This is a genomic window from Mycobacterium sp. D16Q13, from assembly GCF_002013375.1.
GTDB lineage: Bacteria > Actinomycetota > Actinomycetes > Mycobacteriales > Mycobacteriaceae > Mycobacterium.
The window spans coordinates 18,410-42,165 of record NZ_MAEW01000027.1 but is presented as its reverse complement, the minus strand read 5'-3'; the positions used below and the strand labels follow the sequence as shown (position 1 = coordinate 42,165).

The 23,756-nt window shown below is 62.8% G+C and carries 25 protein-coding genes and 1 pseudogene; 12 read left to right on the top strand and 14 right to left on the bottom strand.

Going from position 1 to position 23,756, the window contains the following annotated elements:
* The first annotated feature begins 49 nt into the window (after nucleotides 1–49).
* Nucleotides 50–958: a glycoside hydrolase family 6 protein gene (locus B4400_RS23450; RefSeq protein WP_078313057.1), complete on the top strand. Its 909-nt coding sequence runs from the start codon at nucleotides 50–52 to the stop codon at nucleotides 956–958.
* Nucleotides 959–973: 15 nt separating this feature from the next.
* On the opposite strand, the gene B4400_RS23445 is transcribed toward B4400_RS23450, so the two are convergent.
* The gene (locus B4400_RS23445) at nucleotides 974–1,594 is read right to left on the bottom strand and encodes a TetR/AcrR family transcriptional regulator (protein ID WP_078313038.1); all 621 of its coding nucleotides are present in this window, start codon (nucleotides 1,592–1,594) and stop codon (nucleotides 974–976) included.
* Between the two features lie 22 nt (nucleotides 1,595–1,616).
* Between B4400_RS23445 and B4400_RS23440 the strand changes: the two genes are divergently transcribed.
* A complete protein-coding gene (locus B4400_RS23440) occupies nucleotides 1,617–2,096 on the top strand; it encodes a hypothetical protein (protein ID WP_139360037.1) in 480 nt (159 codons plus the stop codon).
* A gap of 54 nt (nucleotides 2,097–2,150) precedes the next feature.
* Here B4400_RS23440 and B4400_RS23435 read toward each other — a convergent pair whose 3' ends face one another.
* Nucleotides 2,151–2,855 carry a chymotrypsin family serine protease gene (locus B4400_RS23435; protein ID WP_139361543.1) on the bottom strand — a complete coding sequence of 235 codons (705 nt, stop codon included), beginning with the start codon at nucleotides 2,853–2,855 and terminating at the stop codon, nucleotides 2,151–2,153.
* Between the two features lie 442 nt (nucleotides 2,856–3,297).
* On the opposite strand from B4400_RS23435, the gene B4400_RS23430 reads away from it, so the two are divergent.
* Both B4400_RS23430 and B4400_RS23425 read left to right on the top strand, forming a co-directional pair.
* Complete coding sequence (locus B4400_RS23430; RefSeq protein WP_078313035.1) at nucleotides 3,298–3,567, top strand: hypothetical protein; 270 nt, start codon at nucleotides 3,298–3,300, stop codon at nucleotides 3,565–3,567.
* A gap of 364 nt (nucleotides 3,568–3,931) precedes the next feature.
* Nucleotides 3,932–4,732 carry a DUF4344 domain-containing metallopeptidase gene (locus tag B4400_RS23425; protein WP_078313056.1) on the top strand — a complete coding sequence of 267 codons (801 nt, stop codon included), beginning with the start codon at nucleotides 3,932–3,934 and terminating at the stop codon, nucleotides 4,730–4,732.
* 43 nt (nucleotides 4,733–4,775) lie between these two features.
* Here the strand turns inward: B4400_RS23425 and B4400_RS23420 are convergent, their stop codons facing one another.
* A complete protein-coding gene (locus B4400_RS23420) occupies nucleotides 4,776–5,165 on the bottom strand; it encodes a PPOX class F420-dependent oxidoreductase (protein ID WP_078313034.1) in 390 nt (129 codons plus the stop codon).
* A gap of 11 nt (nucleotides 5,166–5,176) precedes the next feature.
* Nucleotides 5,177–5,790 (bottom strand): annotated as a pseudogene (locus B4400_RS23415) (class I SAM-dependent methyltransferase).
* Nucleotides 5,791–5,869: 79 nt separating this feature from the next.
* Between B4400_RS23415 and B4400_RS23410 the strand changes: the two are divergent.
* Together B4400_RS23410 and B4400_RS23405 are read left to right on the top strand one after the other, a co-directional pair.
* Nucleotides 5,870–6,442 carry a TetR/AcrR family transcriptional regulator gene (locus tag B4400_RS23410; protein ID WP_078313055.1) on the top strand — a complete coding sequence of 191 codons (573 nt, stop codon included), beginning with the start codon at nucleotides 5,870–5,872 and terminating at the stop codon, nucleotides 6,440–6,442.
* 202 nt (nucleotides 6,443–6,644) lie between these two features.
* Nucleotides 6,645–7,442, top strand: a complete 798-nt coding sequence (locus tag B4400_RS23405; protein WP_078313033.1) for a L,D-transpeptidase — start codon at nucleotides 6,645–6,647, stop codon at nucleotides 7,440–7,442.
* 110 nt (nucleotides 7,443–7,552) lie between these two features.
* Here B4400_RS23405 and B4400_RS24720 read toward each other — a convergent pair whose 3' ends face one another.
* From B4400_RS24720 to B4400_RS23390, 3 genes are all read right to left on the bottom strand, one after another.
* Nucleotides 7,553–8,002 carry a hypothetical protein gene (locus B4400_RS24720; RefSeq protein WP_078313032.1) on the bottom strand — a complete coding sequence of 150 codons (450 nt, stop codon included), beginning with the start codon at nucleotides 8,000–8,002 and terminating at the stop codon, nucleotides 7,553–7,555.
* A gap of 400 nt (nucleotides 8,003–8,402) precedes the next feature.
* Nucleotides 8,403–8,858 carry an SRPBCC family protein gene (locus B4400_RS23395; RefSeq protein ID WP_078313031.1) on the bottom strand — a complete coding sequence of 152 codons (456 nt, stop codon included), beginning with the start codon at nucleotides 8,856–8,858 and terminating at the stop codon, nucleotides 8,403–8,405.
* A gap of 40 nt (nucleotides 8,859–8,898) precedes the next feature.
* Nucleotides 8,899–9,900, bottom strand: coding sequence for an adenylate/guanylate cyclase domain-containing protein (locus B4400_RS23390; RefSeq protein WP_078313030.1), 1,002 nt, complete (start codon nucleotides 9,898–9,900; stop codon nucleotides 8,899–8,901).
* Nucleotides 9,901–10,041: 141 nt separating this feature from the next.
* Between B4400_RS23390 and B4400_RS23385 the strand changes: the two genes are divergently transcribed.
* The 3 genes from B4400_RS23385 (at nucleotide 10,042) to B4400_RS23375 (ending at nucleotide 13,883) form a co-directional block, all read left to right on the top strand.
* Nucleotides 10,042–10,488, top strand: a complete 447-nt coding sequence (locus tag B4400_RS23385; RefSeq protein ID WP_078313029.1) for a hypothetical protein — start codon at nucleotides 10,042–10,044, stop codon at nucleotides 10,486–10,488.
* Nucleotides 10,489–10,665: 177 nt separating this feature from the next.
* Nucleotides 10,666–11,064, top strand: coding sequence for an MmpS family transport accessory protein (locus B4400_RS23380; RefSeq protein WP_078313028.1), 399 nt, complete (start codon nucleotides 10,666–10,668; stop codon nucleotides 11,062–11,064).
* 35 nt (nucleotides 11,065–11,099) lie between these two features.
* A complete protein-coding gene (locus tag B4400_RS23375) occupies nucleotides 11,100–13,883 on the top strand; it encodes an MMPL/RND family transporter (protein WP_078313027.1) in 2,784 nt (927 codons plus the stop codon).
* On the opposite strand, the gene B4400_RS23370 is transcribed toward B4400_RS23375, so the two are convergent.
* The 3 genes from B4400_RS23370 to B4400_RS23360 form a co-directional block, all read right to left on the bottom strand.
* Entirely contained in the window at nucleotides 13,789–15,060 is a 1,272-nt protein-coding gene (locus B4400_RS23370; protein WP_078313054.1) for a PepSY-associated TM helix domain-containing protein, read from the bottom strand. The genes B4400_RS23375 and B4400_RS23370 overlap by 95 nt on opposite strands.
* A gap of 115 nt (nucleotides 15,061–15,175) precedes the next feature.
* Entirely contained in the window at nucleotides 15,176–15,871 is a 696-nt protein-coding gene (locus B4400_RS23365; RefSeq protein WP_078313026.1) for a cupin domain-containing protein, read from the bottom strand.
* A gap of 72 nt (nucleotides 15,872–15,943) precedes the next feature.
* Nucleotides 15,944–16,552, bottom strand: a complete 609-nt coding sequence (locus tag B4400_RS23360) for a TetR/AcrR family transcriptional regulator (RefSeq protein ID WP_078313025.1) — start codon at nucleotides 16,550–16,552, stop codon at nucleotides 15,944–15,946.
* Nucleotides 16,553–16,676: 124 nt separating this feature from the next.
* On the opposite strand from B4400_RS23360, the gene B4400_RS23355 reads away from it, so the two are divergent.
* From B4400_RS23355 to B4400_RS23345, 3 genes are read left to right on the top strand one after another with little or no spacing between them, the layout of a single operon-like run.
* A complete protein-coding gene (locus B4400_RS23355) occupies nucleotides 16,677–17,612 on the top strand; it encodes a metal-dependent hydrolase (protein ID WP_078313024.1) in 936 nt (311 codons plus the stop codon).
* A gap of 2 nt (nucleotides 17,613–17,614) precedes the next feature.
* Complete coding sequence (locus tag B4400_RS23350) at nucleotides 17,615–18,781, top strand: hypothetical protein (RefSeq protein ID WP_078313023.1); 1,167 nt, start codon at nucleotides 17,615–17,617, stop codon at nucleotides 18,779–18,781.
* A gap of 38 nt (nucleotides 18,782–18,819) precedes the next feature.
* Nucleotides 18,820–19,230, top strand: coding sequence for a WhiB family transcriptional regulator (locus tag B4400_RS23345; protein ID WP_078313022.1), 411 nt, complete (start codon nucleotides 18,820–18,822; stop codon nucleotides 19,228–19,230).
* Here the strand turns inward: B4400_RS23345 and B4400_RS23340 are convergent.
* The 4 genes from B4400_RS23340 to B4400_RS23325 all read right to left on the bottom strand — a co-directional run bounded on the left by B4400_RS23340 (nucleotide 19,220) and on the right by B4400_RS23325 (nucleotide 23,687).
* Nucleotides 19,220–21,166, bottom strand: a complete 1,947-nt coding sequence (locus B4400_RS23340) for a YhgE/Pip domain-containing protein (RefSeq protein ID WP_078313021.1) — start codon at nucleotides 21,164–21,166, stop codon at nucleotides 19,220–19,222. The two genes, B4400_RS23345 and B4400_RS23340, sit on opposite strands and share 11 nt — an antisense overlap.
* Nucleotides 21,167–21,168: 2 nt before the next feature.
* Complete coding sequence (locus B4400_RS23335; RefSeq protein ID WP_078313020.1) at nucleotides 21,169–21,909, bottom strand: hypothetical protein; 741 nt, start codon at nucleotides 21,907–21,909, stop codon at nucleotides 21,169–21,171.
* Between the two features lie 89 nt (nucleotides 21,910–21,998).
* Nucleotides 21,999–22,673, bottom strand: coding sequence for a nitroreductase family protein (locus tag B4400_RS23330; RefSeq protein WP_078313019.1), 675 nt, complete (start codon nucleotides 22,671–22,673; stop codon nucleotides 21,999–22,001).
* A gap of 27 nt (nucleotides 22,674–22,700) precedes the next feature.
* Complete coding sequence (locus B4400_RS23325; RefSeq protein WP_078313018.1) at nucleotides 22,701–23,687, bottom strand: aldo/keto reductase; 987 nt, start codon at nucleotides 23,685–23,687, stop codon at nucleotides 22,701–22,703.
* Nucleotides 23,688–23,756 lie beyond the last annotated feature (69 nt).

Here is a 23,756-nt window from a genome sequence, read left to right as displayed (position 1 = left end):
GGTGATTTCCTCAGCTGCTGGTGTCCTCGCGCGATGGATCGCCCCCCTCCTGGCCGTTACATGTCTGGGCTTATTCGTTGGCCCGGTGGCCAGGGCGGATAACCCGTTGGATGGTCAGGGGTTCTATGTCAATCCAAACTCGGCGGCCATGCGTGCCGCGCAGAGTGGGGGAAGCCCTGAGCTGACTTCCATCGCCAACACGCCGCAGGCGTACTGGATGGACAACGTCTCGACTCCCAGCGTGGACGCGAAGTACATCAGTGCGGCGCAGGCGTCCGGTGCCACGCCGGTACTCGCTCTGTACGCCATCCCGCACCGCGACTGTGGCAGCTTCGCGGCCGGGGGCTTCGGGTCGGCCGATGCCTACCGAGGGTGGATCGATGGCGTCGCATCCGCTGTGGGCTCTGGTCCGGCAGTGATCATCCTCGAACCCGATGCGCTCGCCATGGCCGACTGCCTGTCGGCCGGCCAGCGCCAGGAACGCTTTGAGCTGATGCGATATGCCGTCGACACGCTGACCCGAAACCCGGCCACCGCGCTCTACGTCGACGGCGGCCATTCGCGTTGGGTGAGCGCCGACACCATGGCCGCCCGGCTCAACGACGTCGGCGTCGCCAAGGCGCGAGGCTTCAGCCTCAACACCGCGAACTTCTTCACCACGGATGAGGAAATCGGATACGGCGACGCGATTTCCGGAATGACGAACGGCGCGCACTACGTAATCGACACCTCGCGCAACGGAGCGGGACCCACCGCTGACGCGCTCTACTGGTGTAATCCCAGCGGCCGGGCACTGGGCACCCCGCCCACCACGGCCACCGCGAGCCCGAACGTCGATGCCTACCTGTGGGTCAAGCGCCCCGGGGAATCCGACGGTTCATGCGATCGCGGGGACCCGCGGGCCGGCACCTTTGTGAACCAGTTCGCGATCGACCTGGCGCGCAACGCGGGCCGGTAGGCCCCTACGGCGCCCTCAGCCCATTGTCGGGTTGCTCCCGGGCCATAGCGTGCCCAGGGTGTACTCGACAATCTCCGCGCGGGTCACACCGGGATGCTCCAGCCACCACTCGTAAATCCGGATGATTCCGGCGACGAGAACAGCCGCATTGATCTCTGCGAGCCGTTTGGCCGGTTCCTTACCGCGGCGCTCAAACTCGGCCTCCAGAAGAGGGGCGATGCCCATCTCCGCCAAAGTCCGCATCTGCCTACCGCTTTCGGCAATATCCGGTTCGAATGCAGAGTCCAGTGTCAGTATCTGCGACACCACCGGATGCTCAGAGACGAAGGTGAAGTAGGCATCAACGGCGCGCCAGGTCCGCTCCCGTGGCGTCATGCCCTGCCTCGCGGCGGAACGAATCTGTTTGAGCAGCGCTTCGGTCTCATCGTGGAACAGCGACAGCACGAGTTCCTTCTTCGACGGAAAGTGATCGTAAAGGACCGGGCGTGACACCCCGGCTGCCTTCGCGATGTCCCCCATGGACACGCCGTCATAGCGACGCTCGCTGAGCAGACGCAGAGCCGCCTCGACTATCAGTGTGCGTCGCTCAGTTCCCTTGAGCCGTCGGCGAATTTCAGCGGGCCTTTTAACCGACACCTCTGTAGGTTAACATAGCTGGATGAACGCCACCCCGAAGTCGGGTAGTCGGTGGATGTTGGGCGATCCGCGATCGCCGCTACTGCCCTACGTACTGCGCATGGTCGGGGTGTTGTGGTGTGGCACCTCCTTCACGGCGATCTGGTGGACGGTGTCCCTTGCGCGCTCATCGAGTGGGCTTCCGGAGCGTATGGCGTCGGCCATCGGAGCGTTTGACGGGCACGTGATGTTCGGTGGGCTCAATGTGGGTCTGGGGTTGTATCTGATCTTCGCGAGTGCCAATCCGATCCGATACCGCCAAGCCGTTGATGTGTTCCTGGTCTGCCAGGGACTCAGCACGTCGGCAGCGGCGGCGTTGATGTTGCTGGCCCCCGCCTACCACGGATACTGGGCCGGGGAGATTCTGATGAGCAGCAGCGGAGTGGTTCTGGTGTCCCTCATCTGGCTCCCGGTAAGGGCGGCCGTTGCTGCCGTGCCCGATTCCGGAACACAACGCCCGTGAGTGCCTAGAGCGATGGAGGCACCGCACAGAAGCGTTGCCGGACAGTGAACACTTCTAGGGTGCGGGACAGCTCGAGCTACCGCAGAACACGGTGGCCTTGGTGGTTTCGAGCACGGGCGCTAACAGCGTGAATTCGGTGTAGCCGTCGTCCCCTTCGGGGGATCCGCGCAGGATGCCGACAGCGGCCACCTCATTGTTGCCCAGCTTTACGTACGCAGGAGCACCGGAATCTCCTGGCAGGGAGAATAGGTCCGCTTCGATTCGGGACTCGGTGACCCGTTCGACCTTGCCGCAGGTCTCTCCGGAGACAAAGCCGAACTTGCACAGAGTCACGTTGGTGTTCAGTAGATAGTGGTGGTTCAGGACCTTGGTGACTCGGTATACCCCGGCAATACGGGAGTTATCTTCCGCCGTGGCGGCGAGTGCGGTGTCCACCGTGATCATGGCGAAGTCGGACCAGTCGTCCTTGTCAGTCTTGACTACTTTGTTGCGCTGATCGGCGGTTTGGAAGGTGGTGAAATCGCCCAAGTCAATCGAGTTGTCCGGGTCGGCCTTTCGGGTGAAGTAAGGCCGGTCGGTATAGCCGTCTTGGTCGCAGTGCCCTGCGGTAAAGGCGATCGCCGCACCTGAGGAATCCCGCCCGAGGAATGCCAGCGTGCATTCGAGCGTGTGTGTGGAATCGGAAATGTTGTCGGTAGCGATAGCGATTCCCGGTACAAAGTCATCGAAGGACAACCAGTCATTGTTGGTGCCAGTCATTACCGGCGTCATGTTCGGTTGTTCCGCTGGCACAGTGGGATTCGGCCATAGGACGAGAACTGTCAGTGTGATTGCCACGGCCGCAACGATTCCAGTCGTGACGACGAGTAACCGCCGCAAAATCCGCCGCGGCGAAGTCCGAGTCGGAACAGGCTGCGGCGGCCACGGTGGTGGAGGTGGTAGAGGATGAAACGGGCTGTTCACGGTGTCTATCCAGCGCTCCAACTAGTTGCTGTTGAACGTTGTTTGCCCCGGTTCGGGCGGCCCGTCGGCAGGGGCGTTGAAGGTGGTTTGTCCAGGTTCGGGTGGGCCTTGAGTCGGACTGCTGAAGGTGGTCTGCCCGGGTTCGGGCGGTCCATCGGATGGACCGCTAAATACGGTCCGTCCGGGTTCGGGTGGCCCATCCCCGCCAGGATTCTCTCCACCTCCATAGTTGGGGTTGGTGCAGATGCTGCCCTCGCAGGGCACCATCGATCCGTCACCGTTCGGACTCGGGATCATCACAATCGTTGTGGTAGTTGTCTTTCCACCCGGCAGCGTTACCACGGAGGTGGTTGTGCTCTTTGGCGTGGACTGGCCCGGCGAACTCGAGCCGTGTGGCGCCTTGGTGGTCGACGGCGACACCGATGGTGCGGGGCTTTTGGCGGGCTGTGAACAGCCGGGGATTGTTGTCACGGCGGCGGCGGTGAGTGCAACAACCAACCGGCATTGAACCGATTTCATCACAACCGCATCGTAGGCCAGCCCGCCTGTGTCCGTAGAACAAATGAATGTTCCTGCCGTGAAGTCGAATACGTGGCGCATTTCTTGAAAGCCGTAAACAATTTCGAAGGCGCGAAGGGCGTGAGTCGTATAAATAGACGCTTTTCGCTGCGGTGGATCGGCCTGGGATCAGCTTGGGCCACAAGATGTTTGACTGGCGGCGCAGGTATATCGAACGCTGGTGCTGATTCAGGAAACGGATTGTATGCTTCCGGGGCATCCACCACGGATTTCCGTATCGGTGGGCGAAATCGGCATGGAGAGGATTTCTCGTGCAGGTACATACGGCCAGGATTGGGCTACTGGTAGCGGCGATGTTGACGGCAGGCTGTGGGAGCGGCGGCCACCCAATGCCCACGGAATCGGGGATTGCCGCGTCGTCAACCACTGAGGCAGCGCCTGTGGCCGGGCGCATGACTACGAATTACGAGGACGCCTCCACGCCGGAAGCGACGAGAGGACGTGCGCTGCTACAGGGCGAGCATCTACTCGAAGACTTGGCCCAAAGCGTCACGGACTCTTTCAATCTTCCCTTCGATGTCCCGCTGGTCGGTTCACAGTGCGGCGAGGCCAACGACTATTGGAGCCAATCGGATAGATCGCTCACCATGTGTTACGAGGACGTCGACGAGAGTCTGCGGATATTCCGTGAGGCCGCGGATCCCGATCCCGAAGGTGTCGCCTACCGGATTGCCGTCGCATCCTTCTACCACGAACTCGGTCACATGGCGATTGATCTTTACGACCTGCCTGCCACCGGCCGTGAGGAAGACGTAGCGGACCAGATGTCGGCATACGTGCTGCTGACGCCCGACGACGATGGCCACGTCGACCCCGAGAACGTCCAGGCCGCCAAGGACATTGCGCGTGCCTACAGAGTCGAGAGTCAGGAGGATGGAAGCCCGGACGAGGCGGCGCTCGCCGACGTTCACACGCTCAATGAGGCGCGCATGTACAACTTCGAATGTTGGATCTACGGCTCGAACCCGAACGGCAACGCTGACGTCGTCACCGACGGCCTCCTCCCGCAAGACCGCGCTGACGGCTGCGAGGACGAATACAACAAGCTCGTACGCGCATGGAGCACACTGCTTGCGCCGCACATGAAGGACTGATTCGGCGCAGCATGCTTAAGGCAGGATGCCTCGCCCGTGTCCGTCAGACGTTTCTCCCGCGCGTCTGTGGGTCTTCGATTCCCCACGAGATGATCCGGTGCGGCGTAATTCGGATGATGTCGCCGCTTAGCCCGCCGTCGGTGCTGCCCTGATCGGGCATCACCTCCGCCGTCCCGCGGATCTCGATGCCGTGCGCCCGCGGCGGTTTCACCGAGATCACTTCGTCGACGATGAAGGCCACGCGCGGGTTACCGATCACGTTGCGCCACTTCTGCGTTGATGCCAGCGCGTGACCGACGATGTCGATCGCTCCATCAGGACTGAGGTGTACACCTACCGGTCTGATCTGCGGATCGCCGTCGGCGCCTAGGGTGCACAGACGACCTATGGGCTGTAGGCGCAGAAACTCCCGTTCACTCGGGGTAAAGGCCATCACAGGGCCCCTTAGGCCTTGCGGGCGATCACGAGATGTCCGGGCAACTGCACACGCGCTTCGCCGATTCCCGCCTGGAGACGCGCGGGGCGAATGCTCTCGACCTGCCAGTGCTGCGAGAGCACCTCGCGTAGCTGCTCTTCGGTGAACTGTGTCGGTGCGGGACCGTTGTGGTCCGGGAACGCGCCGGTGCCGAACGCCAGGATGTAGAACGCGGCGCCGGGCGCCGCCGCACGATGAACGGACTGCAGGTACCCGTCGCGCAGCTCTGCGGGCAGCGCATGCAGCAGACCACTATCGAAGATGGTCGAGAATCGGCCGTCGTAACCGGTGAATGAGCTGATATCAGCCTGCTGGAACGTGGCAGTGCGCAGACCGCGTTCAGCGGCGGCGGCCGTGGCAGCTTCCACTGCGGTGGGCGTCAGGTCGATCCCCACGACGGTGTGTCCACGCGCGGCCAGGGCCAGCGCGAGTTCGGCGTATCCGCACCCGGCGTCGAGTACCTCGCCGCGCACAACACCGTCTTGGTCGATGAGTGCGGCGTACTCGGGCTGTGGTGCACCGATGTTCCACGCAGGCGTGTCCTCTTCCCGTAGGCGCCATCCCAGTCGATTACGTGTGTCATGCGTTCGTCCCTTCCCATCGGAATCCTCGACCACAATAACTCAACAGCTGTCTACTTTTATTCCTGCGAGGATGTGTCCATGTCTTCACCAACACCCGAGCGCAAGGGACAGCGGACGCGGCAACGAATCCTGTCGGCCGCGCGCCGGGTGTTCGCCGAGGTCGGGTACGAGAAGGCCACGATTCGGGGTATCGCGGCCGCCGCCGACGTAGATAAGTCGTCGGTCATCCAATACTTCGGGAGCAAGAGCAACCTTTTTCGCGAGGCTGTCCAGTGGAGAATCCCGGTAGACGAGCTGACCGTGACGGATCCCGCGGAAACAGCCGAGAACTATCTGCGCGGCTTGCTCTCGGGATGGGCGGCCGAGCCGGATGGCCCCATGGCGGTGCTGCTGCGTAATAGCATGACCAGCGAGGATGCCCTGAAGTTGTTGCGCGAGCAGGTAACCGATCACGCGGTGAGTTCGGTGGCGGCCACCATCGAGCGGCCCGACGCGCGGCTGCGAGCGGCATTGTTAAGTGCCGTATTGATGGGGATTGCCAGTCAGCGGTACCTCTTGCAGATGCCCGATCTGGCGGCCGCCAGCGACGACGAGATTGTCGCGCTGATGTCCCCGTTGTTGACGGACCTCATCTCTGGGGAAAACGCCTGATGAGACCCCATAATTTGGGGTTCCTCTGAGACCAGTTAGCGGGCCAATTCCACGGACTTTTTCGTTATCAAACCGTGGGGAACGCGTTACCGAAACGGCAAGCGCGCCCGCTACTTCCGGCCCTGACACGTCCATACGATCACATCGTTCATGACGAAGTGGTCATCCCAAAGGGGTCGGGTCGATGAGGACAGTTCTTCACATGGTTGTCGCGGTATCCGTGGTTGCGGCGACGCTGGCCGGGCGTGCCACCGCCGTCGAGACCACGGCGGTCAGTCTGCCGCTTAATCTGGACATCAGATCCATTGCGCCCACACCCGACAAGTCTGTGGGTATTGCGCACCCCGTGGTAGTGACTTTCAACGGCCCCATTGCCAACCGCCAGGCCGCCGAGCGGGCGCTGGGGATCACGTCAACGCCCGCCATGACGGGGAAGTACGAATGGATCGATAACGACGTCGTGCAATGGATTCCGGACCGGTTCTGGCCGTCGCACAGCACGGTGAAGTTGATGGTGGGTGGCAAGCCCGCGGAGATCTCGACCGGCCCTGCCCTTATTGGTATCGCCAGTATCTCTCGGCACACGTTCACGGTGTCCTACGAAGGAGTGTGGCGACGACCGTCGGATGGGGAGACGGGATTGCCTGCGCCGCATCATCTTCCCCGTCTGGGCGAGGAGGGGGTCTTCCCGGCCTCGATGGGCCGGCCGGAGTATCCGACACCCGTCGGCACCTACTCGGTCTTAGGTAAGGAGCGCTCGGTGCTGATGGATTCCAGCAGCGTCGGCATTCCTGTCACAGCTCCCGATGGCTACAAAATCGACGTGGAGAACGCCGTCCGTTTCACCAACCGCGGCCTCTTCGTGCATTCGGCTCCGTGGGCCGTGCCGGCGATGGGCTATGAGAACGTCAGCCACGGCTGCATCAGCCTGCCTCCGGCTGCCGCCGAGTGGTACTTCAACAACGTCAATATCGGCGATCCGGTAGTCGTGCAGGAGTAGCGGCGCGACAAGCTTGGAACCAGCTGCGGCCCTTAATAATGAGCGAAAAACAATGATGCCGAGACTCCTTAGGGGAGCCTCGGCATCATTCGGGGAATCGGGTGTGGCGATCAGTCCTGCGGGCCGGCCGGGGTCGGAACGCCCGGGGTCGGACCACCCGGAACCGTAGAACCGACCGGTGCGCCCTTGCCTGCCACGGGGCCTGCGGCCAGCGCGCCATCCAGGGGTGCGGCGGCGGGGACGACAGCGGGTGCCGCCGGAACCACCGGCGCCGCAGGAACAATCGGCGCGGCCGGGACAACGGGTGCTGCCGGAACGACGGGCGCGGCGGGTGCCGCGACAGGCCCCGGCAGAATCGGCACACCGGCTATGGGTGCCGCTCCTGCGGCGGGGGCGCCGACGAGCGCACCTTTACCGGAGCCGCCGGCGCTGTCGTCGATGGCGTAGTACCCGACGGCGAGTGACTCCGCGACCGCGGACGGCGCCCATGCCAGGGCGGCCGCACATAAACCAGTGCTGGCAATTACTTGAATAGCTAATCGATCAAAGATGATCGCCACCGACCCGACTCCCTAGCTTGTGCGTGTAAATCACGCGGTTGAAATTCGATGGCTGAACTTTATAACGCACCAAAAATGGCGTCCAGCTGGCATACAGGGTGGTTATCAAGTTGATGCGGAAAACGAACTGCGCTCGTGATCTAACAGGGGCACGGCGGTGATCAGATGTTCGGCGAGTACCCGGCGAACAGGCATGTCAGAAGGTGCATCGCGGCAAAACCGCACCTCTCCCCGGGTGAGACGGAACCGTGACGGAAAAGTATTTAATACGAGTCAATGGTCATGTAAGGCGTAAGTAGCCATGCCAAAAAATTACCGGCCCAAAAAAGGCGCACCGAATGGACCAGATGTGCAAATCTGTGCGCTTGGAATTTAAATACGGCCGTTGCTCAATGTGCGCTCAAGAGGCGTCACGAGAAGTGCCGCCGGCACCTCTGCGCGCGGCCTCGCGCCGTGCGCCGTTGACAAGGCTCGACATCGATTGACGCAGCACCCAAACCATCGCGGCATGGGGCACCGGGATCAGCGGAGTGGACTCCATCGAGTAACGCACCGCAGTCCCCTGAGGGTGATCGGTGAGCGTGATGGTTCCTATGTGTGAGCGCACCGGCAGTCCGCCAACGACCCGGTACTGGATGCGTTCGCCTTCAACGAGGTCGACAATCTCTTCCTTGACGCCAACGGGTCCGATGCCGATGCGGTGAACGGCCCCGACGCCTTGCCGTTCGGTGGCGCCGGGGCGCACCAGTGTGACGGTGAAGGGTAGGAACGCGTTGTACCCCTCGCGGTTGGCGAGCAATTCGTACACGATGTTCCGGGGTGCTTCGAAGACGGTCTCCTCGGTGTACTGAGCCATCTGCTGCCTTTCGTATCCGGTGGGTGTATTTGAGAAACTGTCAGCGTTTTCGCGTGCGCAATACGTGCGAACCCAATCGGGAGAACCCTTTGACGCGCACACCGCGCAGATGGCGGAGAAGGAATTCGTCGTTGTCCCCCAACGCCGTTGCCGCGGCGTCGTCGAGAAGGATCGTTCCGGGCCGCGCCACGCCGGTCAGTCGCGCCGCGATATTTACCACGGTGCCGTAGAGGTCGCCGAAGCGCACGAGCACTTGTCCGTAGGCCAAGCCCACTCGTATCTGCGGCATGTCCGGAATCCGCTGTGCTGCTTCGGTGATCGCCGCGTTCATGGCGATAGCGATGCGCGCGCCCGTTCTGGCGTTCGCGGCCGCGAACATGACCTCGTCGCCGACGTTCTTGATCACCCAGCCGCCATGCGTGGTGATTGCATCGGTGAGCGCGGTCTCGAAGGCCTCTAGAAGGTTCGTCAGCTCTTCGGGGTCCAGGTGGCGGGACAGGCGTGTGTAGCCCACCATGTCGGCAAAACCTACGAGTAATTGTCTTGTGGTGCTGCCGGATTCATGCGCTCGGGTGAGCGCCGCGGCGAGGTGTCGCTGCCAGGCATAGTCCTGCAGCGCCGTCAGTGTGGAGATTGTCTGGGTGACAGCCTCGACGCTTGACGTGGGCGCGAATTGGTCGCCGTCGGCGGCAATGCGATCTCCGATCTCGCGAGTGAGTAGGTCCGCCTGCCACTCGGCGAGCCGCGCCATGGCCTGACCGAGTGTTCGGGCGGCGGCAACTTGGCTCTGTTCGTTGGCGGAAGTCGTCGTCTCCAGCGCTGCGAAGGTGCGGATCGCGGAGACATCGGCATCGGTGAACGCGACGTCGGCATCGCTTTCCGCCGCCGCGAAGCCTAGTGCCACCCATAGCTTCCGGGCGCGCTCGACGGGCACGCCGGAGAGCTCGGCTACCTGCGAGCGGGTGTACTTGCGTGGGCCACCGAGGAGCGACTGCTCGATCGCGGCATCGACCACCTCGTTGAGCTCGCGAGACTCGGGCATCTGGCCAGTACAGCACACCTAGAACCCACTGTTGGCATAACGATACGAGCGGCAGGCAGTGTCAGGAGCCTTGACTTGATCCGGGGAAACCTCGAGTATCTCCAAGAAGATTCCTCCACGGCGGGGCAAAGGGACGGTGTGATGAACTGGAACTTCTTGGGGCATAACTGGCACCTCTTCGGGTACCTGGCGATTCTCGCCTTCGTGGCCCTGCTGACCTTCGCCACGTGCATGTTCGTGTACACCACGCGGCTGAGGACCCGTGGGTCGTCACCGCTGGCGGACCAGGTCGGCGGCTACCCATCCGTGCTGAAGAAGGTGCGTAAACGGGAGCCGATGTCGGACGACGAGCTCCACTTCGCACGACAGGCGATCACCGACCGGGGGTCGCTGTGGGCGTTTTCCATCCCGGCCACGATCTTCAGCCTGGGATGCTTTTATGTGCTCGGCAGCCTCGAGCAACTGCACGGAGCCACACCTTCCGAGCGAACATTTCTCGGGGTGATTCCTATGATCTCGTCGATCAACATCACGGCGCAGGTACTCAGAATGCGGCGGTTGAAGGCGCGGCTGCCACGCGCGGCATGACGCCGATCTGACGGACTGTCGGGGTGGTCAAAGTTGGCGTTCGGATTCCCAGGTTGGGCTGATAACATTTCCGACCGTACTTATGTCAGTTCCATTGACATACGCGTGACGTGAGGTGCGGGAGGTGGTCGGGTGAGCCCACGTTCGGTTGGCAGGAGGGTCCTGGCACGAGCCTGGATGCCTCTCGTCGCAGTCATCGCGCTCGGAGTGGCCGGTGGCTCGATGTTGAAGGTGCACGAGTTGTCGGCTCCCGGACCCGTGCTCACCGTCAATCCGCCGCAGGCACCACCGGAGTTCACGCCCAAAACCCTCACCTACGAGGTCTTCGGCTCAGTCGGGAACGGCGGGATGTTGAGCTATATCGATATCGACGGTCATCCGCACCAGGTTGACGTGACCACGCTGCCGTGGTCGCACACGGAGACAACGACTCTCACCGTGGTGTCGGGCAGCATCTCCGTACAGGTGCGTGGGGGCCAGGTCGGCTGCCGGATACGGGTGAATGATGTGGTCCGCGATGAGATGTCCGACGATCACGCGGACGCGAACGTCATGTGCAGGGTGAAGTCGGCATGAGCGAGCATCGGGAGAGGAAGCCCTTCGTCGCGAGGATGGTCCGCGTCCTGGCGGTGCCGATCATCGTCTTCTGGGCCATCGTCGCGGTAACGACGAATACGTTTGTGCCGCACGTGGAAGACGTTGCGGCAGAACTCGCCGGGCCGATGATCCCGCACTACGCCCCGTCTCAGCGGGCAATGCTGCAGATCGGGGAGAAGTTCCAGGAGTCCACATCCACCAGCTTGACCATGCTGGTACTGGAGGCCGATCGGCCGCTCGGCGAGGCCGATCACCAGTACTACGACGATCTGGTACGCAGGCTCAAGAACGACACCGAGCACGTGCAGTACGTGATGGACACGTGGGGAAAGCCCATCACCGCGGCCGGGGCACAGAGCCTCGATGGCAATTCAGCGTTTGTATTGCTGCGCCTGGCAGGTGATATCGGCCAGATGCAGGCGAACAAATCTGTCGACGCGGTCAAGGACCTGATCGACAAGGACACTCCACCGCCCGGTCTCAAGATCTATGTCAGCGGTGCGGCCCCCCTGGCCTCGGACACGTTGAGCGTCGCGAACTCCAGCCTGAACAACATCACGATCGTGACGATCTTCCTGATCATCTTCATGCTGCTGATGGTGTACCGCTCCGTCACCACGATGCTGGTGCCATTGTTCGGCGTTCTGGTCGAGATGCTGGTTGCGCGAGGGGTTGTCGCGACTCTCGGGCACTTCGGATATATCGAGCTGTCCTCATTCGCGGTCAATATCGTGATCTCGCTGACGCTGGGCGCCGGTACGGACTACGGCATCTTCCTGTTGGGGCGTTACCACGAGGCGCGGAACGCAGGCCTGAGTCGGGAGGACGCCTTCTACGCGGCGTACCGCGGCGTCTCTCACGTCATCATCGGCTCAGGATTGACGATCGCGGGCGCGGGCCTGTGTCTGAGCTTTGCGCGGCTCAACTACTTCCACACCATGGGTCCGGCCGTTGCCATCGGCATGCTCTTGACCATCGCGGCAGCGCTCACGCTCGGGCCGGCCATGCTGCACCTGGGCAGCCTGTTCGGGCTGTTCGACCCCAAACAAAGGGCCAAGGCACGTCTGTACCGCCGCATCGGGGCAAGCGTGGTGCGTTGGCCTAAGCCGATACTCGTGGCAAGTGCCGCAGCAGTTCTCGTCGGAGCGGTCTTCGTGCCGACCTACCAGGTGAGCTACGACGATCGCGCGTATCAGCCGTCGGACGCTCCGGCGAAGGAAGGTTTTGCCGCCGCGGACCGGCACTTCCCGCCCAGCAAGTTGTTCACCGAGATGCTCATGGTCGAGTCGGATCACGACATGCGTAACTCAGCCGATTTCATCTCATTGGACCGGGTCTCCAAGAGCCTGGTGCGACTTCCCGGCGTCGCGATGGTGCAGAGTATTACCAGGCCGATGGGGCGAGCGCTCGAACATGCCTCTCTGCCTTACCTGTTCACCACTCAGGGCAGTGGAAACGGTCAGCAGCTCCCGTTTACGAAGGCGCAGAACGCCAACACCGACAAGCAGGCCCAGATCATGGCGCACTCTGTGGCGGTCCTGCGGCAGACCGTCGACCTGACGCAGAAACTTGCGGATGAAATGCATAACACCGTCGTGACGATGGAGGACATGCAACAGGTCACGAAAGACATGGACGAGAAGGTGTCGAACCTCGATGACTTCATGCGTCCGCTGCGCAACTACTTCTATTGGGAACCACACTGCTTCGACATTCCGGTGTGCTTGTCCTTCAGATCGTTGTTCGACATGCTCGACAGCATCGACAAGCTGGCGGCCGACATCAAGGACGCGGTGGGCTCCCTGGAGGCCGTCGATCGACTGTTGCCGCAGATGGTTGCGCTATTGAAGCTGACGGCCAACGACCAGGAAGCGCTACAAGCCCTCATCGTCAATACCTATGGCCAGACCAATCTGCAGTCCACCGCGACGGATCAGACCTTCGACGACATGATCAACGTCGGAAACGATTTTGACGCATCCCGCAGCGATGACTTCTTCTACATACCGCACGAAGCGTTCGACAACGAGGACATCAAAACCGGTATGGCGCTGATGATGTCACCCGATGGCAAGGCTGCCCGGTTCATTGTCACCCACGTGGGAAATGCCATGGGCCCGGAAGGTATCGAGCACGTCAACGAGTTCCCCGATGCCATCACGACGGCGCTGAAGGAAACCTCGTTGGCCGGGTCAAAGGTCTATATCGGCGGTGCCGGGTCCAACAACAAGGACATCAAGGAGTACGCCGCATCGGATCTGCTCATCGCGGCAATCGCGGCCTTCACACTGATCTTCTTGATCATGATGGTCATCACGCGAAGTCTGGTGGCGCCCTTCGTCATTATCGGCACCGTGGCCTTCTCGTTCGCGGGTGCGTTCGGCCTTTCGGTGCTCATCTGGCAGCACCTTGTCGGGCTGCCGTTGCACTGGCTGATCCTGCCGCTGACGTTCATCATCTTGGTGGCGGTGGGCTCGGACTACAACCTGTTGCTGATCGCCCGACTCAAAGAAGAGACCCATGCCGGGTTGAACACCGGACTTATCCGCGCGCTGGGAAGTACTGGTGGCGTGGTTACTTCCGCCGGCTTGGTGTTCGCCTTCACGATGCTGGCGATGCTGTCGAGTGATCTGCGGACCATCGGCCAGGTGGGCACCACCGTGTGCATCGGTCTGCTGCTCGACACGTTGATCGTGCGTTCGTTCATTGTGCCCGCACTCGTTCGGCTGCTGGGGACGTGGTTCTGGTGGCCGACTCGGGTGCTGTCGCGTCCGCGCCGGGAACCTGTGCGCTCCTGACGCGGGCCCGCAGACGGGCACGGCGGCGCCAGCGCCAGGTGCTGAAGCCGGTGATCGCGAGCAGCAGGGGAGCCATGCCGAGGGCGAACCAGGTCGCGCGCCAATAGCCGCTCACGGCAAGGCCGAAATGTGCGGCAGAACTGGCCCATTCGTCGGCGATGGCGTTGGACGCGGTGGCTGGCTTACCTCGAAGAATCTGCACGTGTCCGGCGTCGTGAGCGTCTACGCCCACGGAACGATTCCCGTGGTAGTTGTGGCTGTACGCCCGTAGGTCCGGCCCGTCGTGATCCAGCAGGTCGACGGTGTAGAACGAATTCTCGGTGTCCGGCATGCCTATCCAGGTCACCTCAGAGCCCGGGAACTGGTTCCTGGCCGCCGCCATGGCGTCCGCCACGGTGACGTTCTGATCGCCAGAGTCTGCGGTGAAGGTGTTTTCGGCGACCTGGCCCCCGGTCACCGAATACCAGAGGGTGGTGAGTCCGGGGATCTCGAATTGCAATCCGGTCAGCCCCCATACGATCAACGGCGCCGTGGCGACGATGCCGATTATGGCGTGCAGATCGAAATCGCGAGCGAACCGTCCTGAGCCCCATCGCACACGTAAGGCGTTGCGTAACTTGCGGATCGCCCTCCACCAGATGTACGGCGCGGGAACCACCAGCAGCAGCAGGAGGACCGCTGCGAACGCCAGTATCGCTGCGCCCCAGGATAATCCAGAGAAGGCGTTCATCTGCGCCAGCGGGCAAGGCTGGGCGAGGAATGGCAGATAGCCGCTGTAGTCCTCGCAGGTGAAACCGCAATCATGCAGATTGACCAGAAACCCCAGCACGCCCGTGCCGAGGTCCATTCGCCCGTTGATCACGCCGGTCCCCGCGTCGACGAAAAACGTGTCGTGGGTGTCGGTCGAGGCGTTCAGTAGGTACACGCCGTCCTTCAGTGACGCATTCGCAAGCTGAATGTCGGGGTAGCGCGACTGGACCGCGTTCATCGCCTGCGTAAAGCCAACCGGCTTATCGGCGGCGGTGGCGTGGAACATCTCGGGATGCAGCGCACGGATCAGCTCCGGCTGGTACACGAGCAGGGCACCGCTGGTGCTGACGACCACGACAAGGAGCCCGCACACCAGGCCGACCCAGCGGTGACCGAGAACCAGGGCGCGCCGGATCTTTAAGGACACACGACGGCGCCGGGATGTGGCCACCTTCTCCTCCATAACGCGCGCCGACCGCTGCCCGTCGAGTAAGGCTAGTGTCGGTGAACGCGCCATGGGCGCCTACGTATCGGGTGGGGTGTTACGCGGTAGGTCTGCGCAGGATGGTGATGGACTCGTCGATTTTCTTGAACTTTGCGAAGGTCTCCGTCGGCACACCGAACACAGCGGCCAGGACGTCGGGTGGGAGCTTGCTGATCGAGGCGCCAATTCCGATGTCGTCCTTGCCTTCCGCAGTGCTCGCGTTGAACACGATCAGCAGCTTGAGGTCTTCGGTGCCCTTGTTCTCGAAATAGTGCAGCGATCCCTGGGGCGCGAAGACCACATCGCCCACGTGGGCGTCGAAGGTTTCGCTGTGTCCCTCGGGGTCCAACAACGTCCACTTCGCGACGCCGTCGGTGATGATGTTGATCTCCCAGGCGCTGGGATGCCAGTGTGGCTCCCGGATTCCGCCCGGCTGCAGGGTCACCATGACGATGCTGGCCTGCTGCCCGGTGAGGATGGGGAAGTTGCCCTCGTGCGCCTGGCGCAGGTCTCCACCGTCGAAGGTCTGCGGTGCCAGGGCGCCGAGGTGAAACATGTGCGGTTGGGCGGTGTTCAGTTCGGCGGGGATGCGGGGATCGCCGAAGCGGGCGGCGTCATCGGTCACGGTCTGGTCCTTTATGTCGTCACGGGAGCGCGGGGAAGACAGTGCACGGTCGGCTCCTGCACCGGCGACGGCTGCGACCCCCGCCACTCCGACACCGCCGAGCACGGCACGTCGATTGATCGGCTTCATAAGGCGACGGTATGTCCGCCCAGACTAATTATGAAAGGCGATATAAACGTTTAGTTGAAACGTAAATCTCGATTAATGAGAGGGCTGGGCCAGAATGGCTCCGCCCAGCCAGCGCGCGAGGAAGCGCCGCAATTCGTCGCGGGAGCGGGTGGCCTCATTGGGGGAGACGAAGAACGACAACATGATTCGTAGCGCGAACTCCACAAGTCCGCGCTTGGCCTCGTCGTCGTATCCGTACTGATCCCACTCGACGTCAAACCGGCCGAGCATGCGCAAACCGAACGCCTGCGCCTGATCCGAGGTCATATCGCTCGTGTGGGAGTGTGCGTAGGGCTCGGACATCATGATGGCCAAATGTGGTGTCCGAGTGACCTCTTCCAGGGTGTAGAGCACACCTTCGGTGAGTGCCTCGGCCGGATCGGTGATGCCGCGCACCACCTCCGTCAGCCGGTCTAGGAAACCGTCCACCGAGGCGATGGAAGCGGCGTGCATCAGCGCATCGGCGGTGGGGAAATACCGGTAGACGGTTTGTCGGATAACGCCGAGTTCTGCCGCGACGTCGGCGAGGCTTACCGCCGCGCCGGTCTCGCCGATCAACTTCACCGCTGCGGCGGTGATCCGCTCGGAAGCTTCCTCGTCACTGCTGGGCGGCTGCCCGTCCCATCCCCGCCTACGCGCCATCGTCGAGTCCTCTGGCCGCGGGCATCCATGCAGCATATCGGCCGTTGACAGAACTCAGCCTATCCAGTAATCATACAGATCAACAAATCAATGTCTTATTGTATGTTCAAGTGAGGTGCCTGCCATGACGGAACTCATCGTGCGCAAGTTGCGGTTTGCGTTCGCCGACCACCACGTGCCGTTCCTGTGGAACGAGTCCAACCCGGCGTTTTCGAGCATGGCCAACGCTGTCTCCTTTCTGGCAATCGCGTTCGAGAAGATGATCGGGCAGATGATTCCCGAGGCCATTCCGTTGATTGCGGATCCCGAGATCGCGCAGGAGGCAGAGGCCTTCGTTCGGCAAGAGGGACAGCACTCCATGGGGCATCGTCAGCACGCCAAGGGCCTGATCAAGAGCTACCCGGGCCTCAAGGAAACCCTGGATGAGGTGATCGCCGCCTTCGACGACCTGACCGCCAATAGGCCATTGAAGTACCGGTTGGCGTACACCGCCGACTTGGAGGCGACCTTCACGCCGGTCTTCAAGCTGATGCTGGACCACGACGACAGCTTGTTCGCGCCCGGCGATGATCGCGTCGCCTCGTTGTTCTTATGGCACTTCGTCGAAGAGGTTGAGCATCGGAGTTCAGCCCTGATCATCTATGACGCGGTGGCCAACGATCCGTGGTACCGCATGCGGATGGCCCCCTCGATTTTCAGGCATGTGTGGTCCGTGCTGCGCATCGCGTGCGAAGGATTCAACAAACACGTTCCGCTGGAAGACCGCAAGGTGGATGCTCTGTCGATGTTCGGTATGCAAGCGCGTAAGAAGTCACTGCTGCACCGCATCCCATTCGTAGACGCGCCGTACGACGGGCCCATTGAAAACGCCTTCAGGCACCTGCCGGTACGCGAGGTGATGGTCGCCATGTCGGGCGCGGTGCGCAGTCAGATTCCGGGCCACAATCCGGCGCACGAGAAGCTGCCGGCATTGGCCGACGAATGGTTCGCCCGGTATGAGGCCGGTTACGAAGTCACCCAGTGGTACACGGCCGATCAGGCGACGCAGGTAGGAGTCTGATCGTGTCTGATCTGTGTGCGCCGACCTTCGCCGATCTGGCGGTGCGGCTGGGTTTCTCATGCGACACCGCAGGCGGGATCGCTGTCTTCCGCAGCCCGTTCTCACTACAGAACTGGACGCTGCCGGTCTTGGAGCTGACCGTGATCGCAGGGGCGGTGCTGGCATTGGTGTACGCGATCATCCGGCTGCGCCGCCACAACGATCCGACGAACATCGTTGTGTGGTTCGGGGCGATCGCGTATCTATTGATCATCGAACCGCCGCTGTATTTTCCCGGGCCGTTCGGCATCAGCGAGCATGTCGATACCATGTTCGCGCACAACGTCTTTACCGTAGATTTTCTGTGGGGCCGGCTACCCCTGTACATCATCGCGATCTACCCGATGATGGCCACGGTAGCCTTCGAGATCGTGCGGACATTGGGGGTCTTCCGCCGCTATGGGGTTCTGATCGGAGCGGCCTGCGTCGGTCTGGTGCATCACGCGTTCTATGAGATCTTCGACCACCTCGGGCCGCAATTGCGTTGGTGGGAATGGACTCTGGACAATCCACTGAACAAGCCGTTCTTCGACTCGGTGCCGATGGGCAGTGTGGTCGTCTTCGCCGCCCTGTGGCCGATGTCCCTGGCGTTCTGTGCGCAGCTATTTGTCGGCCGCCACGTGGACGAAAGGAAATCCTTCACCGGTGGTCAGATCATATGGCGCACTGTGGTTATCGGCGTGCTGGCCTCGATCGGTACTGCGGTCCTGCCGATGCCCGCCACCATCGCGGGTGCGATATCGGGCAGTACCGCGGTGGTCGGTGTCGTCTACGCCCTGGAGCTGATAGCCCTGGTGGCAGTGGCAGCACCGGCGCTGATCAAACAGTGGCTCGATGTCCGGCGCGCTGGCGCGGATGGTTACACCACGCATCCGGCCATCCTGATATATGCCGGCATCTACCTTGCGGTCATGGCAGTGCTGTGGGCAAGCGCGCTGCGGGGCTACTTCGGGGCGGCGAATGGTGTGACCACTGCAGGCGATCCGATCGGCAGCCTCTGGTACGCCGTGATTTGTCTCGGCGTCGCCGCGGCGAGCACAATCGCCGCCTGGACTGTTGCCGCATCCGTCCGCCGAGGTGACGTCGCTCGGCGGTCGCGCACAATAGCGATGGGCACCGGCGAATCCTAGAGCCAGTCGGGTCAATTCCGCGGCGCGCATTATCCAAAGTGGCTATCGCGTATCGCCGGCATTCGGCTCCAGACTCGGTGGATGCGGATGGCATCGACGCGCCCGAATGTTTGTGGGTGGTCTGGAGCAAGGCCGTGACACGACCAAAGTTTCGCGGCGTGGAACCGGCGCTGGATGAACTGGAGTGGCAGGTCAAAGCGGTCTGTCGCGGAATGTCGACGGATATCTTCTACGACGCCGAAACTCAGCGCGGAGCGTTGCGGAAGCAATACGAGGTACAGGCAAAACGGATCTGCAACGAGTGTCCGGTACGAGTGCCGTGCGCGGCCCATGCCATAAGAACCGATGAACCACACGGCGTTTGGGGCGCGATGACGACGCGCGAGCGCCGGGTGGCCATGACACGGTCACGGCGCAAGGCCGCCGCGGCGGATCAGGCTACATCTTGATCGACGGCAGCAGCCTCGTCAGATTCCAGAGCTGATTACGCCGGGCCGAGAGGCTGGTGATCAGGAGCCCACCCAACGCGATGCAGAGCAGCGTGACCACCGCCTGCCACAGTCTGCCGTCGATACCGCCCAGGATCAGCTGGCGTAGCCCATCGACGCCGTACGTCATCGGGTCGTATTTGTGCAGTACCTGGAAGGGTCTCGACGTGGTCTCCACCGGATACATGCCACCGGCACTGACCAGCTGCAACATCAGTAGCGCCATAAGCAGTACGCGCCCGACGGCGGGACCGACCAGCGCGTTGATGGCCTGGGTCGCGGCGACGAACGCGAACGAAATCAGCACCATGAAGCCGAGCATCGCGACCGGGTGCGCGGCATGCATTCCGAGGGCGAATCGCACCACGCAGTACAGGATGATCGCCTGGAAAATCCCGATGGTGGCGGCGGGCAGATAGCTGGAGAGGGCCACCCGGATGGGGAGAACCTCTGCGGCGATTGCACGATTCTGCAAGGGCCGCAGTATCATCCACAGCACCAAGGCCCCGAAGAACAATGCCAGTGTGACGAAGAACGGCGCCATTCCGGTGCCGAAATTAGGTGCGGCGTTCTCATGCGAGGTCTCTAGATGCACCGGGCCGCCGATGGTATCGGCGATGGCGTCCTTCTGTTGAGCACTCCAGTTGGGCACCTGCTTGGCCCCGTCGGCGAGCTTGGTCGCCAGTTCCGCCGAGCCGGAGCGCAGTTGCGAGGTACCGGACTTCAGTTGTTGTGCGCCATCGTCCATGCGAGCGATACCGCTGGCCAATTGCGCGTTGCCGGTCGCCAGCTGCTGTGCGCCGTTCCGCATCTGGGTGAGCTTGTTGGTGAGTTCCTGTCCCTTGCCGCCCACTTGATCGAGCGCCGACTTCAGCGGACTGCCAGGGCCCCGCAACGTCTCGGTCATCGCGATCGACGCGTTCTCTGCGTCTGTCAGCTGCTGGCGAACCTGGGGTGTGAACTGATGTTCGCGTAGCTGATCCTGGATTCCGCGCAGCGTGTTCGCCGCCGGATCTTGGCGTCCCGCCAGCTGATCGATTACGGCGGTCAGCGCGTTGGCGGCGTTGTCCTGTGCCTTGGCAATGCCGTCGATCTGATCGTTGGCTTGCCGGAGCGCGTCCGTGCCCTGCTGAAGTTTGTCGGTACTGCCGCCGATGTTTGCGACCGCCTTGCTGACGGTCAGCAGAGGGTCAGTGGCCTGGTTGATGCCATCGGAGAGCTGCTTGGCGCCGGTGGCCAGTTGCGCAGATCCGGGCCGGGCGGTGTGCAGCCCGTTGGCGAGCTGCCCCGCACCGTCGTCGACCTTAGCCGCGCCGTCCGCGAGTTTCTGAGCGCCATCGGCGGCTTGCTGGATACCTGCCCCGGAGGAGACCACGACGGACAGAACCTGATTGACGGCCTGGCCGGAGATACGGGTCGAGACCGCATTGAGCACCTGATCGATGGCGGTGCGGCCGATGCTCGAGGAGATGTAGTTATTGGCGTCGTTGTAGACGGCGACCAGATTGGCCTGCTTCGGCTGACCGGTGAGCGGCGAGGCGATGGCCTCACTGAAATCGGGGGGCAGCTCCAACATGAAGTAGTACGTGCCGTGATCAACCCCGCTGCGCGCCTCATCGAGACTGAGAACATGCCAGTCCATGCTGCCGTCGGCGGTGAGGCTCTTGGAGATTTCCTCGCCGATGTTTACGTGCTGGCCGGAGACGGTGGCGCCCTTGTCGGCGTTGACGAGTGCCACGGGCATCTTGTTGACGTGGCCGAAGGGGTCCCAGTACGCCCACAGATACAGCGCGCCGTACACCAGCGGCAGCAGCATGAGGACGACGATCGCGGCGCGGGTCATTCGGCTGCGGCCGAAACGCTTTATTTCTGAACCGTATGCGAGTCCAGCGAGCATGGTTAGTCCCTCCCGGTGAGGATGCGGTGATCGTGCAAGTCGTGGACGGGTGCGTCGATGCCCAGGGGATTGGTCACCCCGACAACGACGGTGCGGTTCTCGGCGATCGCACCGAGCCGCTCGACGGCCGTGGCGCGGCGCGCGTTGTCACGGACCTGCTCCAGGTCACCGACAACCAGAATGGGCCGGTCCGACAGCAGCGCCAGTGTGATGCGTAAGAGGAATAGGTCGAGATCGGACAGTTCGACGATGAACGTGCTTGCGGATGGCGGCGGGAGTTCCCCGAACACCTCGGCCAATTTGTCGCGTCCGGTATCGACGGGTACCCGCGAGAACCACGGTGCTAGCCAGCGGACCTGCTCGGCGAGAACGGTCTGGACCGTCACAGTCTCTTCCAGCTCGTCGATATCGGCGAAGGCGGCGATGGCGCAGTGTCGGCGGATCGCACGCGGATCGCTGTCGCCCATCACGGTGACGGAGCCGTGGCTGGGCTTGAGCCGGCCGGCCAGCGCCAGTAACAGCGTGTGCTGTCCGGGTCCGCCGGGCATCTGGATGGCGTGAAACCCCGAGGTGAGTTCCAGGTCGATGCCGGAAAAAAGCGGTCCGTGTTCGCCGTCCACCCCCAGCCCGGTCGCCGTGATCAGCGCCGGAGCAGTCTCCTGGCGAGCGTCGTCTCCGGGCTCCTCGGGTAGGGCGGTGTCCGGTTCGTCCGGTGTGGTGTCCGGTTCGTCCTGTGCGTTCACGGGCGGCTCGTTTCAGATCGCAGACTGGCACGTCCATTCGATCAAACGCCGTCGTGACTGACGCCCACGGGTTCCCCGGGCCACAAACCTCAGTCGGTTCCGGGAAGGTAGGGGTCCCCGTCGAAGCGTTCGCGGGTGACGAACTCGTCGACGGTATTGCGTCGTAACTTCCTTAACTGCTTTACGGGCTTGCCGATGGGCAAGACGGCCGCCACCGCATATGTATCGGGGATACCCAGCAGCTCACGCACTTTCGGCTCTTGCGCCACGGCCATGGTGGTCAGGGTGCCGCCGAAGCCCTCCGCTCGGGCAGCCAGTAGGATGTTCCACACCAGCGGATAGATCGACGCTCCGCTGATGACGCCGATGCGATCCAGCCCCTGATCCGTGGCCGCGACCAGTCTCAGGTCCACGCACACGACAAGCACCACCGATGCGGTGCGCAGCGGTTCGAAAACCGACTCGGGAACCCTGGTCGCGGCGACGGTTTCCGGGGCAACGAGGGTGGGACTGACCGGATTCCACGGTGACTCACCGGCCGCGATCTGCGCGAAGTACCGGCGTGCGCCCGGCGTGGTCGCCTCGATCAGGCCCGCACGCGTGGAGGGGTCCCTGATCACGATGATGTGTCCGGCCTGCCGATTGCCTCCGCTGGGAGCGAACCGGGCGTTGTCGAGGATGCGGTCTAACACATTGTCGGGCAATGGTTCCCCGGTGAACTCACGTGCCGCGAAGGTGGTGCGCATGACGTCGTAGAGCTCCATGGCGCCACTCTAGTCAGCGCCCCGGGTTCACCGTTCGGAGTCGAGGACCGCCATCTGCGCTGCGGAGTAGCGGTCACCGGCCACCTGTTCTATGGGCATAGCCAGCTCGATCCGGTGCAGCTGGCCGGGGGTGAGCTCAAGATCCGCCGCACCCAATGCCTCGGTGAGCCGAGTCCGGGTGCGCGCACCCACCAGCGGCACGATGTCGGTGCCGCGGGACGCCACCCAGGCGATCGCCGCCTGGGCCACCGTAACGTCGAGCTCCGTCGCGACCCCGCGCAATGTCTCGACCAGGCCCAAGTTGCGATCCAGATTGTCCTCGGCGAACCGCGGGCTGGCGTTTCGGAAATCGCCGTGCCCACCACTGGATTTCGTCCAATGACCACCGATCAGTCCGCGGGCCAGCACGCCGTAGGCGGTGACGCCGATTCCCAATTCGCGGCAGGTGTCCGAGATGTCGTCCTCGATACCGCGGGATACCAAGGAGTATTCGATCTGGAGGTCGTTGATGGGCCGGACCGCTGCCGCCCGGCGGATGGTTTCCGATCCGACCTCCGACAGTCCGATCCGCCGCACGTATCCCGCGTCGACGAGTTCGCCGATCGCACCGATGGTGTCCTCGATCGGGACCGCCGGATCCAGCCGTGCCGGGCGGTAGATGTCGAGGTAATCGGTGCCGAGACGCTGCAATGAATAGGCGGCGGCCGCCTTCACGGCACAGGGTCGAGCGTCGAACCCTAGCCAGGAGGTGTCGGGGCCGAGTTGGCCACCGAACTTCACGCTGAGCTGGAATCGGTCCCGAGGTATTGATCGCAGCGCCTCGGCGAGTAGGAGTTCGTTGTGCCCCATGCCGTAGAAGTCGGCGGTGTCCAGCAGAGTGATTCCCGCGTCGAGTGCGGCATGCACGGTGGCGATGGCCTCGCCTCGATCGGACGGGCCATACGCGCCCGACATGGCCATGCAGCCGAGGCCCAGGGCCGAGGTGGTCAGTGTGCCGGTGGTAGTGGTCTTCATGCCTCCCAGTCTTGGCCGGATCAGGCGGTACAACCACGGCGCGTGTAACCGGGGACTGCCAGTCCCTGG